The sequence below is a fragment of the Elusimicrobiales bacterium genome (assembly GCA_041651175.1).
In the GTDB taxonomy this organism is placed as follows: Bacteria; Elusimicrobiota; Elusimicrobia; order Elusimicrobiales; family Elusimicrobiaceae; genus JAQTYB01.
This window is the reverse complement of sequence record JBAZJT010000012.1, coordinates 60088-72714: the sequence shown is the minus strand read 5'-3', so window position 1 is coordinate 72714 and position 12627 is coordinate 60088. Positions and strand designations below refer to the sequence as shown.

Annotated in this window: 12 protein-coding genes; 7 read left to right on the top strand and 5 right to left on the bottom strand. The window is 58.4% G+C overall.

Annotated features, from left to right (window positions below; translation table 11 throughout):
• Nucleotides 1-94: 94 nt before the first annotated feature.
• The 5 genes from WC421_07970 to WC421_07950 all read right to left on the bottom strand — a co-directional run bounded on the left by WC421_07970 (nt 95) and on the right by WC421_07950 (nt 4948).
• Entirely contained in the window at nt 95-805 is a 711-nt protein-coding gene (locus WC421_07970; GenBank protein ID MFA5162169.1) for a DUF3800 domain-containing protein, read from the bottom strand.
• A gap of 517 nt (nt 806-1322) precedes the next feature.
• Entirely contained in the window at nt 1323-2690 is a 1368-nt protein-coding gene (locus WC421_07965) for an aspartate aminotransferase family protein (GenBank protein ID MFA5162168.1), read from the bottom strand.
• A gap of 22 nt (nt 2691-2712) precedes the next feature.
• Nucleotides 2713-3543 (bottom strand): hypothetical protein, encoded by an 831-nt coding sequence (locus WC421_07960; protein ID MFA5162167.1) that lies wholly within the window; start codon nt 3541-3543, stop codon nt 2713-2715.
• Nucleotides 3540-4262, bottom strand: a complete 723-nt coding sequence (locus tag WC421_07955) for an NDP-sugar synthase (GenBank protein ID MFA5162166.1) — start codon at nt 4260-4262, stop codon at nt 3540-3542. Before WC421_07955 ends, WC421_07960 begins: the two co-directional genes overlap by 4 nt.
• Nucleotides 4259-4948, bottom strand: coding sequence for an HAD family hydrolase (locus WC421_07950; GenBank protein MFA5162165.1), 690 nt, complete (start codon nt 4946-4948; stop codon nt 4259-4261). Before WC421_07950 ends, WC421_07955 begins: the two co-directional genes overlap by 4 nt.
• Before the next feature lie 91 nt (nt 4949-5039).
• Here WC421_07950 and WC421_07945 point away from each other — a divergent pair, with 91 nt between their 5' ends.
• From WC421_07945 to WC421_07915, 7 genes are all read left to right on the top strand, one after another.
• A complete protein-coding gene (locus WC421_07945) occupies nt 5040-6017 on the top strand; it encodes a hypothetical protein (protein MFA5162164.1) in 978 nt (325 codons plus the stop codon).
• A gap of 1 nt (nt 6018) precedes the next feature.
• A complete protein-coding gene (locus WC421_07940) occupies nt 6019-7215 on the top strand; it encodes a class I SAM-dependent rRNA methyltransferase (protein ID MFA5162163.1) in 1197 nt (398 codons plus the stop codon).
• Nucleotides 7215-7832, top strand: a complete 618-nt coding sequence (tmk, locus tag WC421_07935) for a dTMP kinase (GenBank protein ID MFA5162162.1) — start codon at nt 7215-7217, stop codon at nt 7830-7832. The genes WC421_07940 and tmk overlap by 1 nt, the downstream gene beginning before the upstream one ends.
• Before the next feature lie 178 nt (nt 7833-8010).
• Nucleotides 8011-8982: a DNA polymerase III subunit delta' gene (holB, locus tag WC421_07930; protein MFA5162161.1), complete on the top strand. Its 972-nt coding sequence runs from the start codon at nt 8011-8013 to the stop codon at nt 8980-8982.
• 7 nt (nt 8983-8989) lie between these two features.
• Nucleotides 8990-10474, top strand: a complete 1485-nt coding sequence (gene metG, locus WC421_07925; protein ID MFA5162160.1) for a methionine--tRNA ligase — start codon at nt 8990-8992, stop codon at nt 10472-10474.
• Nucleotides 10471-11895: an RNase adapter RapZ gene (locus tag WC421_07920; GenBank protein MFA5162159.1), complete on the top strand. Its 1425-nt coding sequence runs from the start codon at nt 10471-10473 to the stop codon at nt 11893-11895. The genes metG and WC421_07920 overlap by 4 nt, the downstream gene beginning before the upstream one ends.
• Nucleotides 11892-12599, top strand: coding sequence for a sugar phosphate nucleotidyltransferase (locus tag WC421_07915; protein ID MFA5162158.1), 708 nt, complete (start codon nt 11892-11894; stop codon nt 12597-12599). Before WC421_07920 ends, WC421_07915 begins: the two co-directional genes overlap by 4 nt.
• The last annotated feature ends 28 nt before the right edge of the window (nt 12600-12627 follow it).

Below are 12627 nucleotides of genomic sequence, written 5' to 3'. Positions count from 1 at the left end.
TTTCCACTAATGGCTTTACCATTGACATTTTTAGCAAAGCGTGTTACAATATCTATGCGGGACTAGGGCTTTCCTGGGCCCGCTTTTTGTTGCCTCAAGGGAATGTTTTCAGACCATAATCATTCCCGCTTTTAGAGTAGATTTTAGGCTTTATGATGTCAAAAGCCAAATTATCGCGTTGAGGATTTAATACCTTCCGGCCTATCGGGTATGCCGCCAAGTCGGCTATTTGCATTCCTGCCACATTTTGCGACTTCTGATTAAACGATAGGTCCAGCAATTTCGCCTGAATTTCGGATTTGGCGAACCACTTGTTTCCCTGTCTGAAGTTGTCATACACATCTGCCAATTCCTTGTCGTTGTGTGTTTCACGCGATTCTATGCGAAACATCATGGTTTCTTTTTTGCTGCCGATGAACATCATGGCTCTTTCCAGCACGAAACGGAAACACAGATGGTACGGGTTATCAGGGGAACGGTATTGCCTCTTGAACGCGAGTTTGTTTATGGTTGCCGCGATAAGAGTGTATTTCAGGGTTGTCATAGTATCGTCCAAATCCGAATAGAAAGACAGCCGTTTCTCCTTGTCCACCAGACAGGCAAAATTACCTTTTTGCTTGCGTATATCGTATGAACGCAGAATAATATCCGTTCTGCCGAAATGCTTTTGCTTTAACCCGTGGATTTCCGATTCAGCGGTAGTATTGTAATAATCAAAATCAAAAATGCACCCCACCAGAACAAACATCGGATAACTGGCGTCTATTTTCTCAAGGCTGTGATCGCCGGATTCGTCAAGAAACATTACCAGCATTATGACTCCATAAAATTTCTGTAAGGGGCGCAATTAAGCGATATACGGGGTTCTCCCGGAAAAGTACGGACCAGTTCGTTTCTACGAAGATATAGATTGTACCTGGCATTTGGAACGGGACGCAATAACCTTACGAAATCTGGAAGGCTCAATATAACAGGGTGTTGTTGCGCATCTCGATTTACATCGGATTCCAAAGGACTTGCAGAATCAAACCACATAAAACAAACGTATGGATTTGGGTTGCTCCTCAACTTTTCTTCGGAGGTGGTTCGGGCATCTCCATAAAATGGTTTGTTGCCATGTATCGTTGACCTGTAAAAGTAGACCGAAGCTTCTTTGAAGTGGTAAAGATTTCTTTTATTTCCAAGAAGTTGCCCGAACCTTGCTGTCATTCTGGCGCAAATAGCGTTGGTTATTATTTCTATCATGTGGGTTTCTCCAAAGAGGGGGGAGAAATGTGCCCCGCGCCGCAGGAGACGAGGCTTCCTGCGGCGCGGGAATGAGGCTAGTTGATGTTGAAGCGCTTGGACAGCGCGGTGAAGGCTTCCTGCAGTTTGCCCAGGCCTTCCTCCGCCTGCGCTTTGGTGATTACCAGCGGCGGGTTGATTCTGATGGTGTGCGAGTAGCACATGCTCATTATCCCGCGCTTGAGGCATTCGTCAAACAGCGCGCGGTTGACGTTTTTGGGCAGGTCCGCCTTCGTCTTGCGGTCGGCCACCAGTTCCACGGCTATCATCAGGCCTCTGCCGCGCACGTCGCCTATGAAGCGGAATTTCTCCTGCATCTTCTGCAATTCCTTTAGCATGTACTCGCCGACTACGCGGGAGTTTTCAACCAGCTTCTCTTCCAGTATGATTTGCAGGGTCGCGTCGCAGGCGGCGGCGGCCATCGGATTGCCGCCGTAGCTGGAGCTGCTGCCGCTGGGGTTGGCAAACGGCTTGGAGTTGGCGATTTCCTCGCGCGTTATAATCGCGCTGACGGGGAAGCCGCACGCCACGCCTTTGCCGACGGTGATTACATCCGGCACGACGTCTTCGTGCATGCAGCCGAACATCTTGCCGGTGCGGCCAAAGCCGGTTATCATCTCGTCGCAGATAAAGAGCGCGTTGTTTTCGTGGGCGATGTCGCGTATGGCGGCCACATAGCCGGGCGGGGGGACGACGTTGCCGTTTGTGCCCTGTATCGGTTCCATCACAAACGCGGCCACGCGGCCCGTGCTCATCGGCTTTACGCAGCGGCGGACGTATTCCGCGCAGAACAGGCCGCACGACGGATGCGTCATGTTGAACGGGCAGCGGTAGCAGTAGGCGAAGGGCACCTGGTGTATTCCGGGCGGCAGCGGGCCGATGTCGTTTTTGAAAGTGTCGCCCAGCAGGCCGACCACGCCCATGCTCTTGCCGTGGAACCCGCCCCAGAAGCCGAAAAACTCGTAGTTTTTCGTGTACGACTTGGCAAGCCGCATGGCGGCTTCCACGGCTTCCGCGCCGCCGGAGTAAAGCTGCGTCCGCTTGAGGTTGCCCGGCGTTACCGACGCCAGCGTTTTAAGGAAATTCACGCGGTGGCGGGTTACGAAGCTGCCCACGCCGATTTTTGCGATCTGCTCGGAGAGGATTTTAACGTATTTCGGATGCGCGTGGCCCACGCTGGCCACGCCCACGCCGGCGTAGAGGTCCAGATAGCGGTTGCCGTCCTCGTCTATGAAATAGGCGCCCTCGCCCCTTGCCATGGCTATCTGCGAGAATGTGCCGATTTGCTGCGCGCCGGGGGCTATGTATTTCTGCTCCTCGTCGAATATGGCCTTGGAGTTGGGCCCTGGGGTGAATGCCTCTCCGGCGGTTTGCGCCGCCGCGGGCTGCGTGAGTGTTTTGGTCATGAGTTTTTGTCTCCTTAATGTGTTATGCGGGAATTTTGCGTTTTGCCGCAGCGGCCCGCTTGTGCGCGTGCCGGGCGATATGCACTTTCGCCTCGGCGCGCACCCTGGCGAAGCTGGGCCAGCTGTTTATGTCTATGACGTAAATCCTGCCTTCCGGCGTAACAACGGCGTCGCCGCCGAAAATCTCCAGCTCCAGCGCGGAGGCGGCTTTTGCCGCCAGGCGCGCAAGCTCGGGCTTGTCAAAGATATAGCCGCCTATCTCCTGCGGGCGGTGGTAGAACCAGGCGAACCATTCCCCCGGCCCCACGCCGTAAAACTTTATTATGTCGCCCCTGATATGCTCCTGCACGGCGACATGGGTTATTCCCCGCGTGGCGAATTCGGCGCAGATTTTGGCGGCTTCCTTCCACTGCGCGGCGAACACCACGTCGTGGTCGGTCATATTGTGGACGTCGCCGCGCTTTATCCACGCGCCCGTCTGGGCGAAATGCGGCGGCTCTTTGGGAAGCTGCGAAATTTTGAACAGTTCCGTATGCGGGTGAATTCCAGCGGCAAGCAGGCGCGGCGTCATGTTGACGCGGTAGCAGTTCCGCACGCTCTCTGCGGAGTTGAGGACCAGCGTTTTGCCTTCCCATGATTTTATGGTTTTCAGCGCGGGCGGATTTTCGCACATGGGGAGGATGATGTCCCATTCCGCCGGGTTTATGCGCTCTACGTTTTCCGGCTCGGCCAGGTAAATTTCGGCGTCCAGCTTGGCCAGTTCCTCGGAAACGGATTTGAGTATCAACGTGTCGTCATGCTCGCGGTTGGGGGAATTGGTTACTTCGCGGAATATGCCGAGGCAGCGTGTCATGGTGTTTTCTCCAGTTGACGGGTTATGAAATCTTCGGCCAGTTTGATGTCGGTTTCGTCGTCTACGTCCACGCTTTGCGGTATCAGCGCGGACATGACGGTTTTTCCGCCCGACACCAGTTCGCCCAGGTACTGGCGCAGCGCGCCGTAGCGCGCGGGCTCCGGCATTTCGCGCGCAATGTTTGCGGCAAGGCAGTAGAGGCCGTTTGTGGCGTAGATTTTCCGCTTCGCTTTCTCGCCCAGCGCGGTGATGCGGCCTTTTTCGTTTATATCGGCCCAGAGCGGCTTTTCGTCGGCGATGCGGTCGGTTATGCCCAGGGCGGCGTCAAATTCCGTCCGCCCGGCGTAGTTTATGAACTCGGCCAGGTCGGCGGGGTTGTAGAGCGAGTCCACCGCGCTCATCATGAACTTGTCGGTCTCTTCCGCCAAAGTCTGGGCCACCAGGCGGAAGCTCTCGTAGGAACTTTTTGTGTCCTTGATTATGAACACGAACTTCATGTCCGGGAAGGTTTTCTTGAGATGCTCTTTTGCCGACCTGCCCTTGCTGTTTAGCAGTATGGTGGCGTTTTCTATCCCCGCCTGCCGCAGCAGGCGCACGGTCCATTCTATAAGCGGCGCGCCGCGCACCGGGACCATCGGCTTTGGCGTTCCGGGAAAAGCCGCCTGAAGGCGCGAGCCTTCCCCTGCGGCGAATATTCCGGCGAATTTGTCTGCCATCATACGGTTGCCGCCTCCAGTTCGCGTATGGCTTGCGGTAATTGCGAAAGCCGCGTTATCGGATTGAATTCGGCGGGAGCGGGCTGCGCCCTGCCGCCCCACAGCAGCACCGTTGCCATGCCCAGGTTTTTTGCGCCTGCCATGTCGCGTTTGACGGAATCTCCGACCATGACCGCTTCTCCCGGCTTTGCGCCAAGCAGTTTCAGCGCGTGGTTGAAAATGGCGGCGTCCGGCTTTTCCGCGCCCACGGCGCGCGAATCCGCCACCGCGCCGAAAAACCGGGCCAGCCCCTCGGATTTGAGAACGGAATCCATATTGCCGTAGAAATTTGAGACTACGCCCAGTTTGTACCGGCGCGACAATTCCTCCAGCACCGGGGTGTTGCGGCGGAAGAATTCCCGGGCATTTGCCAGAAACTCGCCCGCCACGGCCTGCGCGGGGCGCAAATCCGCGCCCAGGTTTTCAAACGTGTCCCGGACCTGGAGATGCACGGTATCCTCGAAACTCATGCCGGCCACGGCGTGATTTAGGTGGAAGTTATCGTCCGCGTCGTAGAAGGCGCGGTCGAATTTCTCCTGCGGGGCCGTGATGCCGTGCTTGCGGTATATCGGAAGGAAATTGTCTTTCCACGGTATGCCGTTGGCGTCCAGAGTTCCGCCGAAATCAAAAAGAACCGCTCTGAAGGGCATTGACGTATTTTACAATAATAAACTTCCTCTGTCATGGAGGCCGTCAACTGTGTTACAATATCCGTTGCCGCAACAGCGGAACGGAGATTTTATGCGATTTGCCCTTGCAGCCGCCGCGCTGGCCTGCTTTGCCGCAGCCGGATACCCGGCCGCACCGACGGACGAGGCGTCCTATGACGTGGAGCGCGCCCAGTTGGAGCGGGAGTATGACAATTCCATACAATCGGCGCCGGAACGGCCTGATTACGACAAAATCTCAGTGGAATTAAAGACCGCGCTTTCCCTTACCGACGAACAGGCTAGGAATATTTATGTGGTGCTCAACCGCCACGGACGGGAATTGGATTCCATGTGCGCCGAATACGGCGAGGCCAGCCTGCGCCTTAAAAAAGAGCGTGATGCGATGGCGGGGCTGCGCCGGAAAATAAAGGAAACTATTGAAAAAATCCCGGAAGTCATAGCCTCCCGTCTGGAAATTGACCAGCGCGAGGATTACAGGGTGTACATGCTGGAGCAGAAGGGTGTTAGTTTGCCCGCCGATATTTATACAAGAAGCGCCAAGTCCAAGGACGCCTCTTCCAAGGCCAGGGACAAGAAGGCCTCCAAGGGCGATAAGGCGAAAGGCAAGCGCCGCAATAAAAAACAGGCCAAGGCTTCCGCGCCGGCTGAAGGCGGCGAAAATGCCCAGGCCGCGCCGCCTGCCGGTGATGCCGCCGCGCCGAAAAAACACGGCAAGAAGAAAAAATCGCAGACCGGGCCCGCGCAGTCCGACGAAGCCGCCGCGCCGCCGAAATCCGCGAAGAAAAAATCCAAATCCGCGGCTGAAAGCGAAGCCGCGCCGGCGGAGGAAGCCGCTCCCGCGCAACCGGAGGAGGCCCCTGCGCCGCCCAAGGCCGCGAAGAAAAAATCCAAATCCGCGAACGACAACTCCTCCGCGCAGGACCAGGGGCAGGAGGCCGCGCCTTCCGCCAAAGCGCCGCCACAGCCTCCGCCGGAAGAGGAGAAGCCCAAAAAAGGCTCCAAATCGCTGCCCTCTTTTGACAGCATTCTCAAAAAGGTAAAGCGGTAACATGATACCGTCCGCGCCGCCGGCTCATGGCGGCAGCAGTCTGCCCTGGGTAAGGCTGCGCTCCGCCGGTTCCGGCCCCAATTTATTCAAGCGGATGCTGGCCGAGGCGGACCCCAAAATCCGCTCCGGCGACATAGCCGCGGTTTATGACAAAACCGGCGCGCCCTACGGAATCGCCGTCTACAACGACAGAAGCCTGATAGCCCTGCGGCTTATTTCCCGCGAGTCCGCTGCGGCGTTTAATATCGCCGACTTTTTCAAGAGGCAGATAACCCGCGCGGTCTCGCTGCGGCGGGACGTGCTGAAACTGGATTCGGCGGCGGATGCCTACCGCCTGGTTCACGACCATGGCGACGGGCTGCCCGGCCTTGTGGCCGACAGGTACGGCGGCTACATCGCGCTGGAATTTTATTCGCGCGGGATGTACATGCTGGCCGACAAAATAGAGGACGCTTTTCGCGAGCATTTCCCCACTGCCAAATTCGTCCGCCGCGCCAGCAAATACACCGAAACCATGGAGGGTTTTTCAATAAAGCGCGACAGCGGCGCCCTCCACAAAACCCGCATCACCGAAAACGGGGTGGTTTTTGAGGTAAATCTCACCGGCGGCTACAAGACCGGATTTTTCTGCGACCAGCGCGACAACCGGCTGGCGGCCTCGCGCTTTGCAAAAGGCAAAAACGTGCTGGACGTGTGCAGCTATACCGGGGGCTTTGGCATTTTTGCCAAAAAAACCGGCGGCGCGGAAGATGTTATTTGCGTGGAACTGGACGCGGAAGCCTCCGCCATGTCCCAGAAAAACGCCTCGCTAAATCATGTGAAAGTTGAAAGCGTCTGCGTGGATGCTTTCCCTTATATGCGCCAGGCGGCGCAGAACAGCAAACGGTTCGGGCTGGTGATACTGGACCCGCACAAGCTGATAGCCTCGCGCGAGGGCTGGGAGGAGGGCGCCCAGAAATACCGCGACCTTAACCGTCTGGCGCTGGCGCTGGTGGAGGAGGGCGGAGTTTTCGTAACCAGTTCCTGCAGCGGGCTGGTCTCGGCGTCGGATTTGCAGCAGTTTCTGCGCACTGCCACGGGCGCGGCGGGGCGGCGGGTGCAGGTTTTCGCCAAAACTGGCGCGGGGCCGGACCATCCTTACGCCTCGGATTATCCTGAAGGCGAGTATCTTAAAACATTGTGGTGCCGGGTGTTCTGATGAAGAAAGGCCTTTTTATCGTGCTGGAAGGGCCGGACAGGACGGGAAAATCAACCCAGTCCGGCCCGCTTGTGGAATACCTGCGCGGGCTGGGCCGCAACGTGGTTCTGACGCGCGAGCCCGGCGGCACAAAGCTGGCCGAGGCGGTGCGTTCCGTCATACTCAATCCCAGGCAGCGCATTTGCCCGCTGGCGGAGCTTTTGCTTTACGAGGCGTCGCGCGCCCAGCATGTGCAGGAGAAAATACTGCCCGCGCTGAAAGCCGGCTGCATAGTGATTTCGGAGCGGTTCACTATGTCCACCGCCGCGTATCAGGGTTACGGGCGGGGCCTGGATTTGAAAACCATAGACCGGCTCAATAAAATCGCAACCGCCGGGCTGGAGCCGGATTTAACAGTTGTGCTTGATATGCCGGAGAGTTTTTTCGGCAAACGCCGCCGCCGGGAAGCGCCGGACAGGCTGGAAAGGGAAAACGCCAAATTCCGCGCGCGGGTGCGACGCGGGTACAGGGAACTGGCGCGCAAAACGCGCCGCGCCGTGCTTGCAGACGCCGCCCTCCCGCCGGACGAGGTGCAGTCCGCCATACGCCGCGCGGTGGATAAACTGTTATGCCGCTAAGAGCCTGTTCAAAATCTCCGTATTCTGCTGCAAGCGGCGTTTTCGCCCCTGATACTTCGCGGTCTTCGGCTTACAGGCCAACCGGCCTGCTCGCCTCAGCCCGCTGCGTCTCAGAGGCAAAACCGCCGCTTTCGCTACGAAAGAGAGATTTTGAACAGGCTCTAAGAGAGGGCGGGTAATGGGTTTTTCTTCGGTGCTGGGACAGCCGGGAGCGCTGGCGCGCATAAAATCCGCCGTGGACTGCGGGCGCACGCCGCCCGCCTGGCTGTTTTTCGGTCCGGCGGGAACGGGAAAGATGCTCGCCGCGGTGGAAACAGCCAAAGCGCTGCTCTGCGAAAACGCCATAGCCAAAACCGCCGACGGCAGCTGCGGCGAATGCCCCGCCTGCCTCCGCGTTCCCAAAGGCGCGCATCCCGATGCAGTGATAGTCAACCGCGATTTCCAGGCCCAGTTGCGCGACGAGGACGCCGGGGAGCAGAAGCATCTCCGCGTGGACACCGTGCGCCGCGCGCTTGAGATGGCGCAGCAGAAATCCGTCTCCGGCGGGTGGAAGGTTTTCATCATAGACGGGGCCGAAACCATGCAGGAGGCCGCGCAGAACGCGTTGCTCAAGCTGCTGGAGGAGCCGCCCCCGCAAATGCTGTGGATACTGCTGGCCGTCAAGCGCGAGGATATGCGCCCCACCATAGTCTCGCGCTGCCAGCCGGTTAGATTTATGCCGCTGGCCGACGATGTTTTCGCGGAGATACTGGTGCAGCAGGGCTGCGCCATGGACGAGGCGCAGCGGCTGGCGGCGGTTTCGGAAGGCTCGGTCAGCCGGGCGATGAAGGTCCGGGAGCTGCTGGAGGATTTGTCCGGCCTGGACCCGCTGGACCCGCTTTATCCGTTCAGGGCGGCCTCCTCGCTGCCAAAGGAACTGCACCTTGCCAGACAGGACGCCGCGCTGATTATAGAGCTGCTGATAAACTCCGCGGCGGCGGCGTGGCGCGCCCGTCCGCCCTCCAGAGCCAAGGACGAGTTGAAGGGCGTCATAACCAGACTTTTTACGCACCGGGATTACATAAACCGCAACGTCTCGCCGCAACTGACGCTGGAGGCCGCGCTGCTTGAAGCCGCGCGCCTGCAAATCCCGGTGTTTTCAACACGATGAGGACAACATGAAAAAGTTCTATGTTACCACGCCGCTTTATTATGTGAACTCGGTGCCGCATATCGGGCATTCCTACACCACCCTGGCCGCCGATGTTCTGGCCCGCTGGCGGCGCGCGCGGGGCGAAACCGTGCATTTCCTCACCGGCACCGACGAACACGGCGCCAATATTGAAAAAATCGCAGCCGCCAACGGCAAGCAGCCGCAGCAGCACTGCGACGAGGTTGCCGCCGCCTACAAGGAAATGTGGCGGACTCTGGACATCAAATACGACGATTTCATCCGCACAACCGAGCCGCGCCACGAAAAACCGGTGCAGGCCGCCTTTGAAAAAATGCTCAAAACCGGCGACATTTATCCCGGCAGCTACGAGGGGCTTTACTGCTATCCGTGCGAGGCTTACTACGACGCCGGCGAGCTGCTTGAGGGCGGCCTCTGCCCCGTGCATAAAAAGCCGGCGGAGCATGTGAAGGAGGAGACGTATTTTTTCCGCCTCTCGCGCTATCAGGACAGGCTGCTGGAGCATTACAAAAATAATCCCGGCTTTCTGGCGCCGCAGGGCAGAAGACAGGAGATAATAAATTTCGTCTCATCGGGCCTGCAGGACGTGTCGGTAACGCGGACCAAGGTTTCGTGGGGGATACGGGTTCCCTCCGCGCCGGCGCACACGATTTACGTGTGGTTTGACGCATTGTTCAACTATATAACCGCCGCCGGCTGGGACGGCGTGGCGCAGCCGCGGTTCGCGGAGCACTGGCCGGCGGACATTCATCTGGTGGGCAAGGAGATTTTCCGTTTCCACGCCGTGATGTGGCCCGCCATGTTGATGGCGCTGGAGCTGCCGCTTCCCAAAAAAGTTTTCGCCCACGGCTGGTGGACGGTGGACGGCGAGAAAATGTCCAAATCGCGCGGCAATATCGTAAATCCCGCCGAGGTCGCCAAGGAGTACGGGCTGGACGCGCTGCGCTATTTCGTGTTCCGCGAGGTTCCATTCGGCGGGGACGGCGATTTTTCGCGCGAATCGTTCAAGCGGCGCTACAATGCGGATCTGGCAAACGACCTGGGAAATCTGGTTTCGCGCGTAACCAACATGGTGGACAAATATCTTAACGGCGAGCTGCCCGCCAAAGCGCCGGATGGCGGCTTTGCGCTTGTGGCGCAGGCGCGCGCCGCAGCCGCCGCGATAGACGGCCATATGGAGCGGCTGGAGTTTGACAAGGCGCTGGACGCGGCCTGGGCAATAGTGGGCAAACTCAATGCCGAAATTGACCATAAAAAACCCTGGGTGATGGCCAAAACCGACACCGCCGATTTGAAAATACTGCTTTTTGAGTTGGTGTGGTGCCTGCGCATGGTGGCCGCGTGGATAGAGCCTTTCATGCCCGACACCGCCGCCAAGATGCAGTCGCAGCTTGGCGTGCGCCAGTTTGAGCCGGGCGAGTGCGGGGGGAAAATCTGCAAGTCGCCGCCGCTTTTCCCGAGGAAGGTATGATGCAGGGGCCCCTGAAGAGCCTTTTCACAAAGCATTACGGCAATGAGCCGCTGTCCATAGAGTCGTTGCCCGGCGACGGCTCCGACAGGCAGTTGTTCCGCCTTAAGGACGGCAAGCGCAGCGTCATCGGCGCGGCCAATTCCGACCGGCGGGAGAACGCTGCTTTTCTGGGATTTTCGCGCCATTTCAGGAAATGCGGGCTGCCCGTGCCCGAGATTTATGCCGAGGACCTGGACAACGGCATTTATCTTGAAGAGGACCTGGGGCGCACGAATCTGTTTCAGCTTTTAAGCTCGCTGCGCAAACAGGGCGCGCCATTCCCGGCGCAGGCGCTGGAGGTTTACCGCAAGGCCGTCAAAATGCTGCCGCAGTTCCAGCTTGTCGCCGGAAAAACGCTGGATTACAGCCTCTGCCACCCGCGCGCGGCTTTTGACCGGCAGTCCATGATGTGGGACCTCAACTATTTCAAGTATTACTTCCTGCGGCTGGCGAAAATCCCTTTCAACGAGCAGGAACTGGAAGACGATTTCAACCGTTTCGCCGATTTCCTGCTTGAGGCGGAGGGGGAAGGCTTCCTTTACCGCGATTTCCAGTCGCGCAACATAATGGCGCGCGAGGACGGCCCCTGGTTCATAGACTACCAGGGCGGGCGCAAAGGCGCGCTGCAATACGACATAGCCTCGCTTCTGTTTGACGCCAAGGCGGACATGCCTTTTGACATACGCGAGGAACTGCTGGAGCTTTATCTGGAGGAAGTCCGCAAGCTGGTGCCCGTGGACCGCGCGCGCTTCCGGACGCATTATTACGGATATGTATTCATCCGCATCATGCAGGCCATGGGCGCCTACGGGCTGCGCGGCTTTCACGAGAAGAAAACCCATTTCCTGCAAAGCATTCCCTACGCCATACGCAACCTTGAATACCTGCTGCGCAAGGCGGATATGAAACGGTTTCCCGCGCTTACCGCCGCGCTGCGCAGGATTGTGGCCTCCTCGTATCTGCGGCGTTTCGGGGCGGCGTCCCCGGCGCTGACGGTGCGGATACAGAGCTTTTCCTACAAGCAGGGCCTGCCGATGGACGAGAAATGCCACGGCGGCGGATATGTCTTTGACTGCCGCGCGCTGCCCAACCCGGGCCGTTACGAGGTATACGCGCATTTGACCGGCAGGGATTGCGCCATCGTGGACTATTTCAAAAACGACAGCGAAATAAGCCGTTTCCTGGACGGCGTTTACGCGCTGGTCGGCCAGAGCGTGGAGAATTACCGCAACCGCAACTTCACCGATTTGCAGGCCGCCTTCGGCTGCACGGGGGGCAGGCACCGCTCGGTATACTGCGCCGAGTCGCTGGCCCGGCATCTGCGCGAGCAGTACGGCGTGGAGGTGGAATTGCGCCACCTCGCGCTGGAAAACGAAAAATGAAAGCGATGATTTTGGCCGCCGGCGTCGGCAGCAGGCTGCGCCCGCTGACCGATGAAATCCCCAAGGCGCTTATAGAAGTGGGCGGAAAACCCATGCTGGAAAGGGTTATTCTGCGGCTTGTGGCCGCTGGGGTTGACGGCATAATAATCAACACCCACCATCACGCGGACAAAGTGGCGCGCTTCCTGGAGGAAAAAAATAATTTCGGCATACGGGTGGAGCAGTCCTGCGAGCCGCAACTGCTGGACACCGGCGGCGGAATAAAAAAAGCCTCGTGGTTTTTTTCGGACGGGGAGCCGTTTCTGGTCCACAACGCGGACGTGTTCACGGATATGGATATAAACGCGCTTTATGCCGCGCACTTGCGTGGCGGCGCGCTGGTTACCATGGCGGTTTCGGCAAGGGAGACCTCGCGCCCGCTGGCTTTCGGACCGGACGGGTTTTTGCGCGGGCGCTGGACAAAATCGCCGGAATTCGCGGATTGCGCGCGGCTGGGCAACGGGGATGTTTACGCCGTTTCTCCGGCGGCATTGCCGCTTATGACCGAAACGGGGCCGTTTTCCATAGTGGAATTTTTCCTCCGGCTGGCGAGGGAGGGGGGCAAAATCAAGGCCTTCCGCTGCGACCGCTGGTTCTGGAGCGATATAGGCCGCCCCGAAACCCTGGAAAAAGCCCGTGTTTTCGCCGCCAGAAATACCCCTTGACTGCGCCCTCTAAATGTATAGAATAATC

Bases quoted from the DNA above. Each gene is read 5' to 3' on its own strand.
- WC421_07960 (MFA5162167.1), bottom strand. From the start codon at position 3,543: ATGACACGCTGCCTCGGCATATTCCGCGAAGTAACCAATTCCCCCAAC.
- WC421_07915 (MFA5162158.1), top strand. From the start codon at position 11,892: ATGAAAGCGATGATTTTGGCCGCCGGCGTCGGCAGCAGGCTGCGCCCG.
- holB (MFA5162161.1), top strand. From the start codon at position 8,011: ATGGGTTTTTCTTCGGTGCTGGGACAGCCGGGAGCGCTGGCGCGCATA.
- WC421_07945 (MFA5162164.1), top strand. From the start codon at position 5,040: ATGCGATTTGCCCTTGCAGCCGCCGCGCTGGCCTGCTTTGCCGCAGCC.
- WC421_07940 (MFA5162163.1), top strand. From the start codon at position 6,019: ATGATACCGTCCGCGCCGCCGGCTCATGGCGGCAGCAGTCTGCCCTGG.
- WC421_07970 (MFA5162169.1), bottom strand. From the start codon at position 805: ATGTTTCTTGACGAATCCGGCGATCACAGCCTTGAGAAAATAGACGCC.
- WC421_07920 (MFA5162159.1), top strand. From the start codon at position 10,471: ATGATGCAGGGGCCCCTGAAGAGCCTTTTCACAAAGCATTACGGCAAT.
- WC421_07950 (MFA5162165.1), bottom strand. From the start codon at position 4,948: ATGCCCTTCAGAGCGGTTCTTTTTGATTTCGGCGGAACTCTGGACGCC.
- WC421_07965 (MFA5162168.1), bottom strand. From the start codon at position 2,690: ATGACCAAAACACTCACGCAGCCCGCGGCGGCGCAAACCGCCGGAGAG.
- tmk (MFA5162162.1), top strand. From the start codon at position 7,215: ATGAAGAAAGGCCTTTTTATCGTGCTGGAAGGGCCGGACAGGACGGGA.
- metG (MFA5162160.1), top strand. From the start codon at position 8,990: ATGAAAAAGTTCTATGTTACCACGCCGCTTTATTATGTGAACTCGGTG.
- WC421_07955 (MFA5162166.1), bottom strand. From the start codon at position 4,262: ATGATGGCAGACAAATTCGCCGGAATATTCGCCGCAGGGGAAGGCTCG.